Origin of the sequence: uncultured Maribacter sp. (assembly GCF_963977385.1) — a bacterium.
Taxonomy (GTDB): domain Bacteria; phylum Bacteroidota; class Bacteroidia; order Flavobacteriales; family Flavobacteriaceae; genus Maribacter.
Genome location: NZ_CAXBOU010000003.1, coordinates 227,196 through 244,632, shown reverse-complemented (window position 1 = coordinate 244,632; position 17,437 = coordinate 227,196). Strand labels below are relative to the sequence as shown.

The window sequence follows — 17,437 nt, the reverse complement described above, 5'->3', positions numbered from 1 at the left end:
CTGAAAACTGAAAACTGAAAACTGAAAACTGAAAACTGAAAACTGAAAACTGAAAACTGAAATTTAAGCCATCTTAGCTTTACTAGCCTTAGTGATGAAGTTTAATTCTTTTTTAATTTTAGAATTTTTTGATTTGTATAAACGTGCTACTTCCGTTTTTGCATCAAGGTTTAATTCGTAAGATGTTTCAGTAACAACAGTCATTTCAATAGTTTCAACTTTTACATCTGTAGTAACGTTTTGTGCTTGAGCTGTAAATCCTAAGAAGATGATAAAGATGATTGTTATTATTGTTTTCATGACTTGCGTTGGTTACACTTATAGAACGCCGCAGGCCTTGTTTCACTAGGTGATGAATCGCTAAAAAACACATATTACTCGTTACTTTGCACATACTCGGTTTAAGTGTAGAATCTGGTCGATAAACGACACGCCACCCAAAATCACCTTAGCGATTAAAGCTGTCGTTAATCGATATGGAAAAGATACTTGTCAAGCATAATAGGTCTTTAAGGTAAATTGGATATTCAAAAAAGTTCTCGATACACTTGATTTCCAAAAACAAAATTTAAAAATCTAGTACTCGAACTGACAATGGAATACCGTTTAATATAAATATATAACTAGTCTCTTATTACTTATTTGCTTCTGTACGTGATTAAGCCATCTTAGCTTTGCTAGCCTTAGTTATAAAGTTTAGTTCCTTTTTAATTTTTGAATTTTTTGATTTGTATAAACGTGCTACTTCCGTTTTTGCATCAAGGATTAATTCGTTAGATGTTTCAGTAACAACAGTCATTTCAATAGTTTCAACTTTTACATCTGTAGTAACGTTTTGTGCTTGAGCTGTAAATCCTAAGAAGATGATAAAGATGATTGTTATTATTGTTTTCATGACTTGCGTTGGTTACACTTATAGAACGCCGCAGGCCTTGTTTCACTAGGTGATGAATCGCTAAAAAACACATATTACTCGTTACTTTGCACATACTCGGTTTAAGTGTAGAATCTGGTCGATAAACGACACGCAACCCAAAATCACCTTAGCGATTAAAGCTGTCGTTAATCGATATGGCTTTATAATAACTTCAATAAAATATTTGGGTCCGGGCAGTTTTGTTGGTAATAAGGCAATCGAATCTTAGCACATACTCAAGGATAGTCTCCCATATTACCTTGTAAATCTCGGATAATCTGAAAATGAAGATGTGGTGCATAATTGACATTTATATTTGGTGTACCTAATCTGCCTAAAATTTCACCAGCGTTAAATTGTTTGTTAATGAAGAGCCCATCTAAAGAATCTATTGACAAGTGTCCGTATAAAGTATAAAACATATAATCTCCTAAAACATGTTTTAATATGATAGTGGGTCCGTAATCACCAACAACATTATTATTTTTAAAACTATGTACTGTACTTTAGGGGCACTATAACATTGGTTCTCGCGTCACTCCAATAATCGATTCCCAAATGAATATTTCGAACAGGTTTAGAATTAGTTGTAAAACCTTCCTTATCATTATATAGGTTACGCTCTTCTAAATAGCCAACATACGCAATGCTTCCTTGTTTCTGTTTAAGCACACGATAGGATCGGTTATATTGACATCTAACAACTCCTTATTATCCTTCGAAAGATTTAATGGTACATATTCTTGAATAGGAATCACGGTATCTAAAATAGAAATAGAATTTGTGTCATAAAATTTAAGTGCTTCAAGCAATGTATCCATGTCCCAAAATATTATATCCTACTATCTAGTTAACATTTTTTAACCATTTTCCTCGTAAGGTCTTTGTAAATTACCTACAAATTGCTAAAAGAAGATTGTTATGAAATTATTACAAATAACTTTATTGGCCTGTGCAACTTTACTTGCAACAAATTGCCAATCAAAGGTCAAGAAAAATACCCTTTCAGAAAACTCTGAAGATACTGAAATCGCGATTGAAGAAGTTGAAGAGATAGTTAAGCTAAGCCCCAAACAATTAAGTAAATATGAAACCGCATATTTTGCTAGTGGATGTTTTTGGTGTGTAGAAGCCATTTTTGAAAGTGTAAAAGGAGTCAAAGAAGTTGTATCTGGCTACGCTGGCGGTAAACAAAAGAACCCTACCTATGAAGATGTAGGTTATGGTAAAACTGACCATGCAGAAGCGGTAGAGGTATATTATGACCCAAACGAAATATCGTTCACTCAACTAGTACAAGTTTTCTTTGGTTCGCATGACCCAACCCAACTAAACGGACAAGGTCCTGACAGAGGCAGACAATACCGCTCTATTGCTTTTTATAAAACTGATGAGCAAAAAATTATTATTGAAGGTTACATGCAAGCGTTAAGAGACTCAAATGTATATGGTGATGACCAAATTACAACAGAAGTCACTCCTTACACTATTTTCTATAAGGCAGAATCATATCATCAAGATTATGAGAGAAATAACCCTAATAATTCGTATATTCAAAACGTATCCATTCCAAGATTAAACAGGTTTAAAGAAAACTTTGGAGATTATCTGAAGAAGAGTGCCCATTAAAAAATCTCCCAAAAATTTACTATATTCAAGCGTCCCAATTGGGACGCTTTTTTTATAAATTATAATTTACCAAAACCAATGAAATCAAACATCAACTTCCTTCTCATTACCGTAATTCTATCGGCTTTTATTAGTTGCAAACAAGAACCAAAAGATGACACCCCTTGGGTATCCCTATTTGATGGGGAATCATTAACCGGATGGACACAATTAGGCGGCAAGGCGGCTTATACAGTTAGGGACAATGCTATTGTAGGCACCACAGTACACAACACTCCAAATTCTTTTATGACATCAGACAAAATGTATGGTGATTTTATTCTAGAATTAGATTATAAGGTTGACCCTAGTATGAACTCTGGAGTTCAAATTAGAAGTAATAGTTTACCGCATTATATGGATGGCAGAGTTCATGGATACCAAATAGAGATAGACCCATCTGAAAGGGCATGGAGCGCCGGTATTTATGATGAGGCCAGAAGGGGCTGGTTAAACCCAATGACCGATAACCCTACTGCTCAAAAAGCATTTAAACAAAATGAATGGAATCATTATAGAATTGAAGCTATAGGTGACACCTTAAAAACCTGGATCAATGATGTACCTGCAGCTTATTTAATTGACGATAAAACAGACAAAGGTTTTATAGCGCTACAAGTACATAGTATTTCTGATGAGCAGAAAGATGGTACCGAAATTATATGGAAAAACATTAAAATTTTGACCGATAACCTTTCAAAATATTCTCAAAAGAGTCCGCTAAAGCCTATCATAACTAAGAATGCGTTAGGAGCTGACGAAGCAAAAAAAGGATGGAAAATGCTATGGGATGGTGAAACCACCACGGGTTGGCGAGGAGCTCGTTTAGATGAATTCCCTTCAAAAGGTTGGGAGATTAAAGATGGAATTTTAACCGTATTATCTTCAGGAGGCGAAGAATCTGCAGCTGGTGGTGATATTGTTACTGAAGAATTATATGGTGATTTTGAACTGATGCTAGACTTCGTTATTACCGAAGGTGCAAATAGCGGAATCAAATATTATGTCGATACAGACATTAATAAAGGCCCTGGTTCATCAATAGGTTTGGAGTATCAAATTTTGGACGATGCCAAACATCCAGATGCAAAATTAGGAAATCATGATGGTAGCCGTAAAGCAGCTTCCCTTTACGATTTGATACAAGCGGACGTTAATAAACCTATGAATCCTATAGGTGAATGGAATACTGCACATATTGTTTCAAAGGATAATCATGTAGAACATTGGTTAAACGGTATGAAAGTTTTAGAATACGAACGTAGAAGTGATGATTACCGTAAATTAGTTTCGGAAAGTAAATATGCTAAATGGCCAAATTTCGGAGAAGCAGATAAAGGGCATATTCTTTTACAAGATCACGGAGACAAAGTTTCCTTTAAAAACATCAAAATAAAACCAATCATTAAAGAATAAGCAATGACCACTAGAAGAAATTTCATTAAAAAAACCTCAGCAGGTACAGCAGCAGTAACTTTGGGTGGACTAGTATTTCCCAGTAGTTCATATGCAAATATACTTGGTGCCAATGATCATATCAATTGTGCCATTATTGGTGTTCGAAGTAGAGCAAAAGCACATATTAAAGCTATCAAAAATGATAAAAATGCCAAGATTATATATTCTTGTGATGTCGATGATGTCATATTGAAAGAGCATAATGAGTGGTGTCAAGAGAATATAGGGTACATACCTAAGATAGAAAAGGACTTTAGAAAAGTATTGGAAGATAAGGATGTAGATGCAGTCTTCATTGCAACGCCAGAACACTGGCATGCACCAATGGCTATTTTAGCACTACAAGCAGGTAAGCATGTATATGTTGAAAAACCATGTAGTCACAACCCATATGAAAATGACCTTTTAGTTGAGGCACAGAAAAAGTATGGTAAAAAAGTTCAGATGGGTAATCAACAACGTTCTGCCAAAACTTCTATCAGTGCTATTAAAGATATAAGAGAAGGTATTATTGGTGAGGTATATAAAGGTGAAGCCTATTATTCAAATAACAGAGGTTCTATTGGTAAAGGAAATGTAATTGAAGTGCCCTCAACTTTAGATTGGGATTTATGGCAAGGGCCAGCACCTAGAGAATCATACAAAGATAATATTCACCCATATAATTGGCATTGGTTTCGTACTTGGGGTACTGGTGAAGTACACAACAATGGTACTCATGAAATAGATATTTGTCGTTGGGCATTAGGCGTAGATTTACCAGAAAGTGTAACATCTTTTGGTGGCAAGTACACCTTTCAAGATGATTGGGAATTTGTAGACAACCAACAAGTAACATACACTTTTGCCGATAATAAATTTTTAACGTGGACAGGACATAGCCGAGGAATGATAAAACCAACACGACCAGGTCGTGGCAGCACTATATATGGCAGTAAAGGCAGTATAATGTTAGACCGTAATTTCTATCAACTTTATGATTTAGATGGAAATCTTTTAAAAGAAGAACTTGAAGGCGGCTCTAGTGAAACAACCAATACCAGAGGTGAAGGACAATTAGACACAAATCATATTTCTAATTTCTTTGCCGGTATTCGTGAAGATAAAAGTCTACATTCTGATATTAGTGATGCAAGCATTTCTACTATGCTTTGTCATTTAGGGAATATTGCTCAAGATGCAGGAGAAACCATAAAGATTGATTCAACTACTGGGAAAATCCTTAATAATGACAAGGCAATGGAATCTTGGAAACGAACTTATGCTGATGGTTGGGAACCGATTCTTTAAGCACTTTATTTAAACTTAAAAACGGATAAATTATTACTATTAAGTAGTATTAGCAATCTACTAATTCACATACGAATTTAGTAGGTTGCTTTTTTATTTTCATGCAAAGAATATTGCTCGTGTGATAAAAATCTTACACCATTTTAGAAAATAGTATCTTTACGAGGTAGACCCCAAACTATAGTTTATGAAATGGAATATCTACCTCATTTGCCTTCTCTGCCTTTCTTCTTGTAAAGATTTTAAAAATAAGAAAAGCAAGCAGGTTACTTTGGTTACGTACATAGAAGAAACTCCTTCTTTGGATGGCAGACCAATTGAAAATTTTTGGAATAGATTAGATTGGCAACCAATCGACCAAAATTGGATTGGTGGTCCGTTCGACCATGCTGATTTCAATGGAAAATATAAAATAGCATGGAATGAGGAAGGGCTCTATCTATTATTAGAAATTGTAGATGACTCATTATATAAGAAATCAAATGACCCATTAAAATTTTGGTGGAATGACGACTGTGTAGTGGTTTATATTGACGAAGATAATTCTGGTGGACCTCACCAATTCAATCACAATGCATTTACATATCATGTTGCCATAGACGGCAATGTAGCAGACTTAGGGGAAGATAACAAGCCGAATTTATATAACGACCATATTATATCTGCCCACGAAACTGAAGATACTACTACACATTGGGAACTTCAAATTAAGGTATTTCCAGACACCTACCACGATGGGTCAAACGTAAAGCCAGTTGTCTTAAAAGAAAATAAAAGGATAGGATTTGCTTTGGCTTATGCAGATAATGATCAAAGCTCGGAGCGTGAGAATCTGATAGGATCAGTATTTATACCTGGTGAGGATAAGAATCAAGGATGGATAAATGCAAATGTTTTTGGCACATTAAAATTAGTAGAATAATTAGTAAATAATAACTTCACTATAATCTGAAGTAATGACAACAGATCTGCTACTATTTCCTTTTAAATGAAAACCTTTATTAACAATTGATGTACCATTTTTAATTTGTTCCAATTTTAAAGTAGCAGGTGCTTTAAGTGTAGAAGAATTTCCCTTAACGTAAACATTTGTAGCCACCTTTGGCAACGTCACATTTAACTCGCCATTTTTAACACTTACATCTAACTCTTCAAAGTCCATTCCCATTTCAAGAATATGTACCGCACCGAAGTTGTTTTTTATAAAAGCATTTTTAAGTAATTTATCTATAGTAACTTCAGAAGAAGTTGCTTGCAACTGCAATTGCACCACCTCTGCCAATGAAATTTCCTCTGAATACGCAGTACTCAACTGGCCATAGTTCCATTTTTGTACACTTACAGGCGTATATGATGCGGAAACGTTTGTTTCTTCTCCATAAATGTTAACGGCCCAAAGGCTTGAATGCGAAAGATTCGCATTCAAGTTTCTAGTATTCTCTGCCAATTTAACCTCGCCATGACGTACATCCATTTTAATTCTGGTTGACTTTGGCAAACTAATTTTAATTGTCTTTTTAATTTTAAAATTCTTTTGCTCCCCATCTGTTGAGTAATAGAAGATGTTTGGCGAATTAATCGAATTAGATTTTGGTGTATTAATCCATTCCTTAAGTTCATCCCTTTCGGTTAATATCTGAACCCGTTTTTCTTCACGTTCTTCAAGTCTTTGTTGTAATTCTTCTGAACGTTTTTCCATTTCTTCAACTCTTTCAGCTCTATTCTCCATTAACTTTTCTCGTCTTTCCTCATATTCTCTTAGACGCTCTTCACTCATCGATTCCTCCATTCGTTCTGCCCATTCTTCCAATCGTTTTTGATGTTTCTTATCAAAACTTTTCTCAAAATTCTTTTGCCATTTTTTCATGTACTTGTCACCATCTTTTTGGTACGCCTCATAATCAAATGAAAATGCTTCTGTTAATGGTAGTGGTGGCATTTCTGGAAATGGTGCAATCTGCGGCACATTAACCACAAATGAAGCTATTTCAGGTACTTCGATGCGTAAGTCGCTATGATCAAAATCTGAATGAGAATCGAAATGAGTTAAAAATGTATTATTATTTGATTTAGAAGATATCATTATCTTCTTGCTATTCCCTAAAATTTTAATAGGGCTATTTTCAAAGTAATTCTCAGCCTCTTCTTTAGTAGCACCTTCTAAGGTGATGGTGGCCGTGATGGCCACCTCACCTTTGTCCCACGTTTCAAATTCAATATCGGCATAACTGGTATTGATGTCTACTACGGCATCTTCTGCCACAGTAAAACGTTCTTGAAATGTTTTACTTTCCTTTTGGGCATATAACCCTCCGGTCATTAAAAGTCCTAATGCAATGATGAGTTGCTTAGATACTATTCTCATTGATCTGTTCATTTTTTGATAATTTTAATTCGTTCAACTTTCTCTTTAACTTTTGTAATAATTGTAATCGTAATTGCAAATTCTCTATAAGGGCGGTTATGGTCTGGTCATTTGGCCCTAATTCTTTCAATTCTGTGTTTAAGGTTTTATATTCTAAGTTCAGGTTATTTAGCTGTTCCATAAAACTGTCTATCAAACCTTTAGTATCAGGCGACACTTCTAACTTTGCCAATTCTAGATTAATATTTGCTACATAATAATTCTCTACTTTTTTAAGGTCTGGAGAAAGGTCTCCAAAAGTAAATTCAGTTTGCTTTATATTTTCTTGGTCATTATTACTGTCCACAACTGTATTCTCGATACCATTATTTCCATTTAAAAACATATAACCAAAACCAATACTCAAAACAACCACAATCGACGCTGCAATTTTAAACCATGCCCAGCTTCGTCTTTTATGTTCAGGCATTGATTGTTGCAGCTTTTCTAAAAAACGCTCTTCATGACCATTCTTTATAGTGAATTTCTGCCCTTCTCTTTCTTTATTGAACATTTCCCTAAGATCCTGTTCCATATTTTTTTTCTTTTAATAGTTCTTTTAAATGTCCTTTACCTCTCAATAATCTTGTTCTACATGCAGATTCTGAAATATTCAATACCTGTGAAATTTCTTGGTGATCGTATCCTTCTAACAAATACATTAAAACAACATACTTGTATTTACTTTGCAAATCTTCAATTGCACCTCTCACCTGCTCTATACTAATTGCCGATGGCACATTCCAATTATCATCTTCTTCTACGACCTGCATATAGCCCTCATCTAAAGCCACAATTTTATCTTTTTTTAGCTTTAGAAAATCAATACTCTTATTAATGACAATGCGCTTCAACCACGCTCCAAATGTTACATCACCTTTAAATTGATGTATTTTTTGAAATGCCTTTATAAATGATTCTTGTAAAACATCTTCGGCATCATCGCTATTCTTTACAAATCGCATTGCTACGATAAACATACCATCACAATATTTTCTATACAGTTGCAACTGTGCAGATCTATCATTTGCTTTACATTTCTCTACGACATTGCTTTGAAACATCGGTTTAATAGATTGGTTTTAGGTTGTTTTTATATTAAGGACGATAGAAAAAAAAGAATGTTGCAAAAATCTTTATTTTTACAATGAATAATTAATATTCTCCTTTGAAACAAGTTACGATATCCAATAAGTTTATAACCCTAATGGTGCTTGATTATGGCGCTACAATACAAAAATTGCTTGTAAAAGGAAACGATGGTAACTATACCAATGTAGTTGTTGGTTATAATCATCCGAGCAGATATCGACTAGATGATAATATACTTGGTGCTAGCGTAGGGCGCTACGCAGGGCGTATTTCTAAAGGAGGGTTTGAACTAGACAAGGAAAGATTCCATCTATATCAAGAAGATGGTGTTCATTTACATGGTGGCAAAGAAGGCTTTCATCAAAAATATTGGACTATTGACGAAGTCAGTACAGAAGATAATCCGTTTATAAAATTGTCTTACAAGAGTAAACATTTAGAAGAAGGTTATCCTGGCAACCTAACTGTTAGTGTTACTTATCGACTAATGAATAATGCATTACAGATTATTTATGAAGGAACCACAGATAGAAGTACCGTTATAAATCTTACGAATCATTCTTATTTCAAACTTGATTCTAACCCGTACATTGACGAATGTGAGTTACAATTAAACTGCCCGTATCGACTTGAAACTAATGAAGATTTACTTCCCACAGGAGACATTATTCCCGTTAGAAAATCTGAATTTGATTTTCTATTGCCAAAAAAAATCGGAGTACAACGCTTAGACACGATTTTTATAAAAGATATAGGCAATGAGAAGGTTGCGGAATTACATTCTAACACTTCTGGTATTAGTATGAAAGTTTATACGAACCAACCAGCGATAGTAATATATACTTCACAGGATTTTCCTGGTATTTGTTTTGAGACTCAAAATTATCCTGACGCTCCAAACCAACCAGATTTTCCTAAAAGCGTCTTAAGGCCAGGTGATATCTATAACAACATCTCTATCTTTAAATTTGATATTAAACAGTAATTCATTACCTAATATTCTAACCCATCAAGCACATGAAACTGTTGAAAAAGATTCTCATTGGTATTGCTGTGCTAACCGCTCTTATTTATTTCGTTGCCATACCTTACATACACAAAGAAGCCAAAAAATTCAGTCCCTCGAAAACGGCTATTGTAGACCTTGAAGGTAGTTCGGTCGAAGTAGATTATTCTAGTCCATCAAAAAAAGGGCGAATTATTTTTGGCGAGCTAGTGCCCTATGGTAAAATTTGGAGAACAGGTGCCAATGAACCTACTACTTTTGTCACCACTCAACAGATTAAAATCATCGACAAAACTCTTCCTGCAGGAAGATATTCTTTATGGACGATACCTAACAAAGAAACTTGGAAGGTCATTTTTAATACCGAAATACCCGAATGGGGTGTAACACGCGTAGATGGTAACCAAACTACGCATGAAGCAAAACATGATTATATCACGGTTGAAGTACCTGCAAGAAAATTACAGGAACCCGTTGAAGATTTATCAATTAATTTTGAGGATAAAGAGATAAACCATAAGTCACAAAAATTTTTGAGTTTAGCTTGGGATACCACCAAAATTATGGTTCCCATTTACAAATAGTACTTTTATTTAAGACCTGCAAAAACTCTAGCTGTTCAAATGAATTTAGCCAATCTTAGTACTTCAGAAATAATCGAGGGTATTTTCTTAAACAATATAGCGATTGTCAGTAAGGCTATTACCATCATTGAAAGCACAAAACCAGAACACCGAATTATAGCCAATGAAATAATAGAAGGTTGTATTTCAAAAAAACATAATACCATACGAATTGGAATAACAGGCGTGCCAGGTGCTGGAAAAAGCACCTTTATAGAGCAGTTTGGAGGTATACTTACTGGTTTAGAAAAAAAAGTGGCCGTGCTTACCGTAGACCCCTCTAGTAGCAGAACAAAAGGAAGTATTTTAGGAGATAAAACACGAATGCTAGAATTAGTCAAAGACCCTAATGCTTATATTAGACCATCTGCCTCTGGTTCTTCTCTTGGTGGTGTTGCAAGAAAAACTAGAGAAAGTATTGTTATTCTTGAAGCAGCTGGTTTCGACATTATACTTATTGAAACTATTGGTGTCGGACAAAGTGAAACTGCAGTTCATGACATGGTAGACTTTTTTTTATTATTGAAATTAGCAGGAGCCGGTGATGAATTACAAGGAATAAAAAGAGGTATTATTGAAATGGCCGATTCCATTGTCATTAATAAAGCTGATGGAAATAATGTACAAAATGCTGAGCTAGCAAAAATGGAATTTTCGAGAGCATTGCATATGTTTCCGCCTAAAGAGAATAGTTGGTCTCCGCAAGTTTTAACTTGTTCTGCTATTGAAAACAGAGGTTTAGAAGACATTTGGCAATTGATATTTAATTATTGCGAAACCATGAAAGAAACGGGTCATTTCTTTAAAAATAGACAACAACAAAATGAAAACTGGCTTATTCAATATCTTGAACAAGAACTATTATCAAAGTTTTATCAAAATGCAAAAATTAAAAAGTTACTACCATTGCTAAAAAACGAAGTTATTAACGGCAATACCTCTCCATTTTCCGCTGCAGAAAAACTATTAGCCCTACTTTCTATAAACTAGTTAGGTTTATAGGTTAGTGGCATTCCTGTTCTTCATCTTAAAGATAAAAAACATAACTTTGCAGCTATTCCAAAAACAACCCAATGCAACCTGTTACTACTTCCCTACTTTCGGTCGTTGTTCCTTTATATAACGAAGAAGATAATGTGGCTTTATTGACACAAAAAATCCACGAAAGCTTGGTAGGCTATGATTATCAAATCATTTATATTGATGATTTTTCTACAGACGATACTAAAAAAGTAGTAAAAGCTCTTAAAGATGACAAAGTTCATCTTATAGAACTTAAAAAGAATTATGGGCAAAGTTTAGCATTGGCAGCAGGCCTTGATTATGCAGAAGGTGAATATATAATTACCATGGATGGGGATTTACAAAATGATCCTTCAGACATTCCTGAGATGCTTACGTATGCCGTAAGTGAAGAGTATGATGTAGTTACAGGAATACGTCAAAAAAGAAAGGATTCATTAGTAAAAAAAATACCTTCGAAAATTGCTAACTTTTTGGTTAGGCGAATCACTAAGTTAGATATTAAGGATAATGGATGTGCCCTTAAAGTTTTCACCAAGGATATTGCAAAAGACTTGAACCTTTATGGTGAAATGCACCGATTCATTACCCTTTTAGCACATTTAGAAGGCGCACAAATAAAACAAATACCTGTAAAACACCATGCACGACATGCTGGTGTTTCAAAATACGGTTTAGAACGTGTGTTTAAAGTGGTAGCAGATATGATGCTGCTCTTATTTATTCGTAAGTATTTTCAGCGCCCAATACACCTTTTTGGAATTTTCGGGTTTTTACTAATTCTCCTAGGTATAATTATAAATTTTTATCTTTTAATTGTAAAAGTTGGATTTGGGGAAGATATAGGAACAAGGCCATTGTTAATGTTTGGCATGATGTTTATTCTTGCAGGAATTCAATTATTCACCATAGGAATAGTTATGGAATTATTGATTCGTACTTATTATGAATCTCAGAAGAAAAGACCTTACCGCATCAAAAAAGTTAGTGTAGGTGGCCAAGTTAAATAAGAAAGTAACCACCGGATTAAAGGTACTTATTAGTGCAATTCTAATTTATTTCATCTTAACAAAAATAAATGTTGATGAAATAAAGGACATTTTATTAAAGAGTAATCCTCTTTATTTATTCGGTGCAATGGTCTTTTTTATTATTTCAAAGGTAATAGCCGCTGTACGCCTTAACCTTTACTTTCATCAGCTCAATCTATTTCTAACACATAAAAGTAACTTTCAGCTTTACCTTTTAGGAATGTTCTACAATCTATTTCTACCTGGCGGTATTGGTGGTGATGCCTACAAAGGATACATTCTAAAAAAGAACTTCAAAGTACCTACCAAAAAAATAGTGAGTGTTTTGGTTTTAGACCGTTTAGGAGGCCTTCTTCTACTTTTTATATATGCCTGTGCACTATTGGTCTTTTTAGATTTAGAAATTTTAAATGATTATCAGTGGTTGTTCATTTTGGCCATCCCAATGTCTGTAGTGATATTTTGGTTACTGAATAAAAAATTATTTTCATACGTAATTCCCATTTTTTGGAAGACTACATTATTATCTGCCTTTGTACAGTTAGCACAATTAATAAGTATTTGGTTCATTTTATTTGCACTGAATATCGAAATAAATCAAATATCTTACCTAATCATCTTCCTCGTTTCATCAATAGTAGCGGTTGTACCTTTAACTTTAGGAGGTATTGGTAGCCGTGAAGTCACATTTTTTTATGGCGCAAAACTATTAGGCCTAGACCAAAATGTTTCGGTTGGGGTTAGTGTATTATTCTTTCTAATAACTGCTATAATTTCACTAGTTGGAGTTTTCTATCACTTCAAAAAAATAAAGCTAGAATCTAACAAAACTTCAATAACGAAAATTTAAATAATTACTTAATCGATATGTAATAAATACATTTTACGAGTAACCTTTTTACGGGTATTCGGATTTAAGAACTTCCCTTGAAGACGAGTAATTCGAAACTGGTCAACAGAAATTTGTGTATCCCATTCCAGACCGTTATTCTGTAATTCTGACATATCTTCATCACTAACATAAACCCAAATATCCTTTTTATCATTAAGCAAATCAGGCGTAGTTATTTGTACAGGATATTGATTATAAAAATCAAGAGACCATGTATAATCTGGACTCACCTTATAAATACGGTCAACAGGTATATCTTTTTGCTTAATTACTTTAGCCATAGAAGAACCACCTTGAAAATTCAATAAATTTGGATAAAAATGTAGATTTAAAACTGCATTCAATAATAGTGATGCACAAACAGAAATAGTGATTAATTTCATATAAACACCCTCTCGCTTTAATGCGTAATAAATAATAATTACAGCTGCCACAAGAAGAAAAATATAGGCGACTGCACTATTTAATTTAAAGACATAAAAGCAAATTAATGCTGAAGCAATGAATACTATACATAAAATAAAGTATTGACCTTTCATCAATAACCGTGTTGCTTTCTCTTTATCAAATCGATATAAATCATAGAGATAAGATGCCGTTAAAACTGCAAACAATGGAATGGTAATATTTAAGTAGTGTGGTAATTTAAATTGCGCAAAACTAATTACTGCAAATATTAAAGTTATACCCCCTAAGGTTAATACTTCAATCTTGTTATTATATTTAAATTTAAGCTTAATGAGTTGTTTCGCTTTAACATAATATGCGGTAATCCCAAGAATTGTCCAAGGTAGAAATACCCATAAAAAGGTATGAAAAAAGAAGAAAAAGTCACTACTATTCTTTCCTATACCCTCACCACTTAGTCGCTCAAAACTTTGTTCCCAAAAAATAAAAAATATACCACTACGATTATCCGTTCCACGAATCACCTTTTCAGGATGCAAATCAAATTGAAGGTAATAGGCATATAACATAGGGGTAATCGTAATAGCAAAAACTAAAAGTGCCACCACTACCTTCCAACTTAAAAATGCCTTCCATTTACCAGAGTACAAAAGATGACACAAAATAGGTAACCCAATAACCAATAAAGCTATTTGCCCTTTAGTGGAGAATGCAATGCCAGCTGCAAAAGCACCAATTATTATTCTCTTTAAAGAGCCTTTTTCTATATACTTGGTAAGTTGCCAAATAGCCAAAATACTAAAGCCTGTTAATACAGCATCCGTACGTACATCTATAGCTCCTAAAACAATAGTTTGCGCGGTCATAAAGACTAAAGCCGCTAATTTACCTACGTGTTTGTTATAAAGAAGACTTCCTAAACCGTAACAACTATATGCGGCAAGTAGTGTAGATAATATACCTGGTATTCTGTAGGCCCAATCATGTATTCCAAAAACTTTATACGACAGTGCTGCAAGCCAATAATGCATATGTGGCTTATCTAAATATTCTTCAGGACCCTTAAATAGACTAAAAAAATCATTCTCTTGCACCATACGCATAGCCATGACCGAGAACTGTGCAGAATCATTCTCAAACAACGTAACAAACATACCTGCCACGTAAATCATGATTACCAAAGTGATTAAAAACCAATACCTTAGATTAGTAATCATAGAGATAATTTTCTAAGTGAAAATATAAATAGCTTTACAAACAACCAGCCGAACAACGAGCCTATTACCGCGCCAGTAATTATATCTAAAGGGAAATGAACACCTAGATAAATACGACTATAAGCCACCAGAGCAGCCCAAAGTACTAAAAAGACACCTATAAATTTAAGGGTAGATTTTAATATACTACCAAAGAATACGGCTATAGCAAACGCATTGGCGGCATGAGCTGAGAAATAACCGAACTGCCCGCCACAATAGCTTTTAACTAAACGCATTATTGGTTCTATTTCAGGATCATGACAAGGTCTTAATCTGGCTACGCCATATTTAAAAAAGTTACTCAATTGGTCTGTAACTGTAATTAACAAAGCAATTGAAACCAACAATACCAAAGTTCTTTTAAATCCGAATTTTTGATACGTAAGTATGAGTAGAAAAATGTATAGTGGTATAGCACTCAATTTATGGGATAGAAATTGAAAAAAATTATCCCATTGGGGCGTACCCAAACCATTGAGGTATATAAAAAAATCTTTGTCTAATTGTAATAACTCTTGAAGCATATTACTTAATCTTCATATCTCGAAACCTCTCTATCGTAAAAAGCAGTAGCAGCTACTATTAAATTTTCCGCTTCCTCTTCTAATTCTTTTTCATCTTCCTTAGAAAATTCTTCAAGCCATTCTACTTCGTCATTTTCAAGATTTATAATAAACCTAGGAAACTCGGTATGCACAACAAAAATTGCTGTTGGATAATCAGTATTGTCACCCAGTAAAAATTTCGGAAATTCCATAAAAAATATACTATATAAGTTGAAATATAATTGCCTCTTACCGTTCAACAACAGTTAGCCAGCAATTAGTTTTTTAGTTAAATAATTAAATCGAAGATACAACATAATGGCCGATGCGGTTAAACCGGTAAGTAAACCAATCCAGATACCGGTACTTTTCAAATCTGTGTATAGACACAAGTAAAAACTTATAGGAAAACCAATTAACCAATATGCTATAAAAGTAATTACAGTTGGTATTTTCACATCTTGTAAACCACGCAGGGCACCTAGTACCACAACTTGAATTCCGTCTGAAATCTGAAAAAATGCAGCCACGAATAATAACTGAGCTGCAATAACTAAAACCTCTGTATTATCAGTAATATTAGCTGCATCATTAATATCTAAATATAAAGAAGGAAACCAATGTCTACCCAAAAGAAATAAAGCCGCAAAGAATATTTCCAATATAAAGGTTAATAAAAATATTGACTGTGCTACACGTCTTAACTCTTTAAAATTCGTCAATCCTTTTTGATTACCCACTCTTATCATGGCAGCTATACCTAGCCCCATACCGAACATAAAAGTCATACTACTTAAATTCAAAGCAATCTGATTAGCTGCTTGTGCATTTTTACCCAAAACACCGCTTAACCATACCGCAGCCGTAAATATTGCAACCTCAAAAAACATTTGCAATGAGGACGGGAAGCCTAATTCAATAATTTTCTTCATCACCGTTTTCTCGATTTTTGCAAAATTGAATCCGGTTACATAGTACTTGAATTTCTCTTTAGTTTTTAATATAAACCATAAATAAATTACCATAAAAACTCTAGATACCAGCGTACCTATTGCCGCACCAACAATACCCATTTCTGGAAAACCAAAATTTCCGAAAATTAATAGATAGTTTAAAGTGATATTGATAACGTTGGCAACAATTGTTGCATACATTGGGTATTTCGTTTGTGACAAACCTTCCGAAAATTGCTTAAAGGCCTGAAAAATAATTAACGGAACTAATGAGAAAGCGACCAAATCTAAATAAGGTAATGCCAATTCAACAACCTCAACAGATTGTTTCATAGCGTACATAATAGGTTTGGCAAGTAAAATCAATCCGAATAAAGTCAAACCCAAAACAGTACACAGCACCAAACCATGTTTTAATGCACTTTTAGCATTCTTTTTATTACCCGCTCCATCTGCCTCTGCAACCAAAGGTGTAATAGCGGTTGAAAAACCTATACCTAATGACATTGCTATAAAAACAAAACTATTACCTAAAGAAACAGCAGCAAGTTCAGCCGTACCTAACTGACCAACCATTATATTATCTGCCAATTGTACGAACGTATGACCCAACATTCCCAAAATTACGGGAACGGAAAGCTTAATGTTATATCTAAATTCTTTGGTATATTTCTGTAACAAACTTTTGAATGAAATTTTGGCAAAGGTAATTCTAATTAGCTAATTTTTATTTATAGAAAACGCTCTTAAATTCTTGAAATTCTAATTAAATAATCTGTTTTTGCCAAAATCTACCATAATTACTACCCCTATTTATCACTTCTGTATTATATATATGAGAGAAAATTACGTTATTAAATAGCCCATAA

20 protein-coding genes are annotated in these 17,437 nt (G+C 34.0%); 9 read left to right on the top strand and 11 right to left on the bottom strand.

Going from position 1 to position 17,437, the window contains the following annotated elements:
• Nucleotides 1-63 precede the first annotated feature (63 nt).
• The 4 genes from AAC084_RS06490 to AAC084_RS06475 form a co-directional block, all read right to left on the bottom strand.
• A complete protein-coding gene (locus AAC084_RS06490; RefSeq protein WP_339838498.1) occupies nt 64-300 on the bottom strand; it encodes a hypothetical protein in 237 nt (78 codons plus the stop codon).
• A 358-nt stretch (nt 301-658) separates the two neighbouring features.
• Nucleotides 659-895 carry a hypothetical protein gene (locus AAC084_RS06485; RefSeq protein WP_339838495.1) on the bottom strand — a complete coding sequence of 79 codons (237 nt, stop codon included), beginning with the start codon at nt 893-895 and terminating at the stop codon, nt 659-661.
• 257 nt (nt 896-1,152) lie between these two features.
• Nucleotides 1,153-1,338, bottom strand: coding sequence for a hypothetical protein (locus AAC084_RS06480; RefSeq protein WP_339838493.1), 186 nt, complete (start codon nt 1,336-1,338; stop codon nt 1,153-1,155).
• Nucleotides 1,339-1,542: 204 nt separating this feature from the next.
• Nucleotides 1,543-1,737 carry a hypothetical protein gene (locus AAC084_RS06475; RefSeq protein WP_339838491.1) on the bottom strand — a complete coding sequence of 65 codons (195 nt, stop codon included), beginning with the start codon at nt 1,735-1,737 and terminating at the stop codon, nt 1,543-1,545.
• Between the two features lie 100 nt (nt 1,738-1,837).
• On the opposite strand from AAC084_RS06475, the gene msrA reads away from it, so the two are divergent.
• From msrA to AAC084_RS06455, 4 genes are all read left to right on the top strand, one after another.
• A complete protein-coding gene (msrA, locus tag AAC084_RS06470; protein WP_339838488.1) occupies nt 1,838-2,545 on the top strand; it encodes a peptide-methionine (S)-S-oxide reductase MsrA in 708 nt (235 codons plus the stop codon).
• A gap of 78 nt (nt 2,546-2,623) precedes the next feature.
• On the top strand, nt 2,624-4,000 hold the full coding sequence (locus AAC084_RS06465) for a DUF1080 domain-containing protein (RefSeq protein WP_339838486.1): 1,377 nt from the start codon (nt 2,624-2,626) through the stop codon (nt 3,998-4,000).
• A 3-nt stretch (nt 4,001-4,003) separates the two neighbouring features.
• Nucleotides 4,004-5,332 carry a Gfo/Idh/MocA family oxidoreductase gene (locus AAC084_RS06460; protein WP_339838484.1) on the top strand — a complete coding sequence of 443 codons (1,329 nt, stop codon included), beginning with the start codon at nt 4,004-4,006 and terminating at the stop codon, nt 5,330-5,332.
• Between the two features lie 187 nt (nt 5,333-5,519).
• The gene (locus AAC084_RS06455; RefSeq protein WP_339838482.1) at nt 5,520-6,254 is read left to right on the top strand and encodes a sugar-binding protein; all 735 of its coding nucleotides are present in this window, start codon (nt 5,520-5,522) and stop codon (nt 6,252-6,254) included.
• On the opposite strand, the gene AAC084_RS06450 is transcribed toward AAC084_RS06455, so the two are convergent.
• Genes AAC084_RS06450 through AAC084_RS06440 form a run of 3 tightly spaced genes read right to left on the bottom strand, consistent with a single transcriptional unit; the run spans nt 6,255 to nt 8,800 of the window.
• Nucleotides 6,255-7,709, bottom strand: a complete 1,455-nt coding sequence (locus AAC084_RS06450; protein ID WP_339838479.1) for a hypothetical protein — start codon at nt 7,707-7,709, stop codon at nt 6,255-6,257.
• Nucleotides 7,681-8,271: a hypothetical protein gene (locus AAC084_RS06445; RefSeq protein ID WP_339838477.1), complete on the bottom strand. Its 591-nt coding sequence runs from the start codon at nt 8,269-8,271 to the stop codon at nt 7,681-7,683. The genes AAC084_RS06450 and AAC084_RS06445 overlap by 29 nt, the downstream gene beginning before the upstream one ends.
• A complete protein-coding gene (locus AAC084_RS06440) occupies nt 8,255-8,800 on the bottom strand; it encodes an RNA polymerase sigma factor (protein ID WP_339838474.1) in 546 nt (181 codons plus the stop codon). The genes AAC084_RS06445 and AAC084_RS06440 overlap by 17 nt, the downstream gene beginning before the upstream one ends.
• 104 nt (nt 8,801-8,904) lie before the next feature.
• On the opposite strand from AAC084_RS06440, the gene AAC084_RS06435 reads away from it, so the two are divergent.
• From AAC084_RS06435 to AAC084_RS06415, 5 genes are all read left to right on the top strand, one after another.
• Complete coding sequence (locus AAC084_RS06435; protein WP_339838471.1) at nt 8,905-9,813, top strand: aldose epimerase family protein; 909 nt, start codon at nt 8,905-8,907, stop codon at nt 9,811-9,813.
• A gap of 32 nt (nt 9,814-9,845) precedes the next feature.
• Entirely contained in the window at nt 9,846-10,418 is a 573-nt protein-coding gene (locus AAC084_RS06430) for a DUF2911 domain-containing protein (RefSeq protein ID WP_339838468.1), read from the top strand.
• 39 nt (nt 10,419-10,457) lie between these two features.
• On the top strand, nt 10,458-11,447 hold the full coding sequence (meaB, locus tag AAC084_RS06425) for a methylmalonyl Co-A mutase-associated GTPase MeaB (protein WP_339838465.1): 990 nt from the start codon (nt 10,458-10,460) through the stop codon (nt 11,445-11,447).
• Between the two features lie 83 nt (nt 11,448-11,530).
• Nucleotides 11,531-12,490: a glycosyltransferase family 2 protein gene (locus tag AAC084_RS06420; RefSeq protein WP_339838462.1), complete on the top strand. Its 960-nt coding sequence runs from the start codon at nt 11,531-11,533 to the stop codon at nt 12,488-12,490.
• Complete coding sequence (locus AAC084_RS06415) at nt 12,474-13,361, top strand: lysylphosphatidylglycerol synthase transmembrane domain-containing protein (protein WP_339838460.1); 888 nt, start codon at nt 12,474-12,476, stop codon at nt 13,359-13,361. Before AAC084_RS06420 ends, AAC084_RS06415 begins: the two co-directional genes overlap by 17 nt.
• 8 nt (nt 13,362-13,369) lie before the next feature.
• On the opposite strand, the gene AAC084_RS06410 is transcribed toward AAC084_RS06415, so the two are convergent.
• From AAC084_RS06410 to AAC084_RS06395, 4 genes are read right to left on the bottom strand one after another with little or no spacing between them, the layout of a single operon-like run.
• Nucleotides 13,370-15,028 (bottom strand): glycosyltransferase family 39 protein, encoded by a 1,659-nt coding sequence (locus AAC084_RS06410; protein WP_339838457.1) that lies wholly within the window; start codon nt 15,026-15,028, stop codon nt 13,370-13,372.
• Nucleotides 15,025-15,594: a phosphatase PAP2 family protein gene (locus tag AAC084_RS06405; RefSeq protein WP_339838455.1), complete on the bottom strand. Its 570-nt coding sequence runs from the start codon at nt 15,592-15,594 to the stop codon at nt 15,025-15,027. Before AAC084_RS06405 ends, AAC084_RS06410 begins: the two co-directional genes overlap by 4 nt.
• A 5-nt stretch (nt 15,595-15,599) precedes the next feature.
• Nucleotides 15,600-15,827, bottom strand: a complete 228-nt coding sequence (locus tag AAC084_RS06400) for a hypothetical protein (RefSeq protein ID WP_091622933.1) — start codon at nt 15,825-15,827, stop codon at nt 15,600-15,602.
• A 54-nt stretch (nt 15,828-15,881) separates the two neighbouring features.
• Complete coding sequence (locus AAC084_RS06395; RefSeq protein WP_339838453.1) at nt 15,882-17,249, bottom strand: MATE family efflux transporter; 1,368 nt, start codon at nt 17,247-17,249, stop codon at nt 15,882-15,884.
• Nucleotides 17,250-17,437: the final 188 nt, after the last annotated feature.

Coding starts and splice junctions, on each gene's coding strand:
- AAC084_RS06490 (WP_339838498.1), bottom strand. CDS start 300: ATGAAAACAATAATAACAATCATCTTTATCATCTTCTTAGGATTTACA.
- AAC084_RS06485 (WP_339838495.1), bottom strand. CDS start 895: ATGAAAACAATAATAACAATCATCTTTATCATCTTCTTAGGATTTACA.
- AAC084_RS06480 (WP_339838493.1), bottom strand. CDS start 1,338: ATGTTTTATACTTTATACGGACACTTGTCAATAGATTCTTTAGATGGG.
- AAC084_RS06475 (WP_339838491.1), bottom strand. CDS start 1,737: ATGGATACATTGCTTGAAGCACTTAAATTTTATGACACAAATTCTATT.
- msrA (WP_339838488.1), top strand. CDS start 1,838: ATGAAATTATTACAAATAACTTTATTGGCCTGTGCAACTTTACTTGCA.
- AAC084_RS06465 (WP_339838486.1), top strand. CDS start 2,624: ATGAAATCAAACATCAACTTCCTTCTCATTACCGTAATTCTATCGGCT.
- AAC084_RS06460 (WP_339838484.1), top strand. CDS start 4,004: ATGACCACTAGAAGAAATTTCATTAAAAAAACCTCAGCAGGTACAGCA.
- AAC084_RS06455 (WP_339838482.1), top strand. CDS start 5,520: ATGAAATGGAATATCTACCTCATTTGCCTTCTCTGCCTTTCTTCTTGT.
- AAC084_RS06450 (WP_339838479.1), bottom strand. CDS start 7,709: ATGAACAGATCAATGAGAATAGTATCTAAGCAACTCATCATTGCATTA.
- AAC084_RS06445 (WP_339838477.1), bottom strand. CDS start 8,271: ATGGAACAGGATCTTAGGGAAATGTTCAATAAAGAAAGAGAAGGGCAG.
- AAC084_RS06440 (WP_339838474.1), bottom strand. CDS start 8,800: ATGTTTCAAAGCAATGTCGTAGAGAAATGTAAAGCAAATGATAGATCT.
- AAC084_RS06430 (WP_339838468.1), top strand. CDS start 9,846: ATGAAACTGTTGAAAAAGATTCTCATTGGTATTGCTGTGCTAACCGCT.
- meaB (WP_339838465.1), top strand. CDS start 10,458: ATGAATTTAGCCAATCTTAGTACTTCAGAAATAATCGAGGGTATTTTC.
- AAC084_RS06420 (WP_339838462.1), top strand. CDS start 11,531: ATGCAACCTGTTACTACTTCCCTACTTTCGGTCGTTGTTCCTTTATAT.
- AAC084_RS06410 (WP_339838457.1), bottom strand. CDS start 15,028: ATGATTACTAATCTAAGGTATTGGTTTTTAATCACTTTGGTAATCATG.
- AAC084_RS06405 (WP_339838455.1), bottom strand. CDS start 15,594: ATGCTTCAAGAGTTATTACAATTAGACAAAGATTTTTTTATATACCTC.
- AAC084_RS06400 (WP_091622933.1), bottom strand. CDS start 15,827: ATGGAATTTCCGAAATTTTTACTGGGTGACAATACTGATTATCCAACA.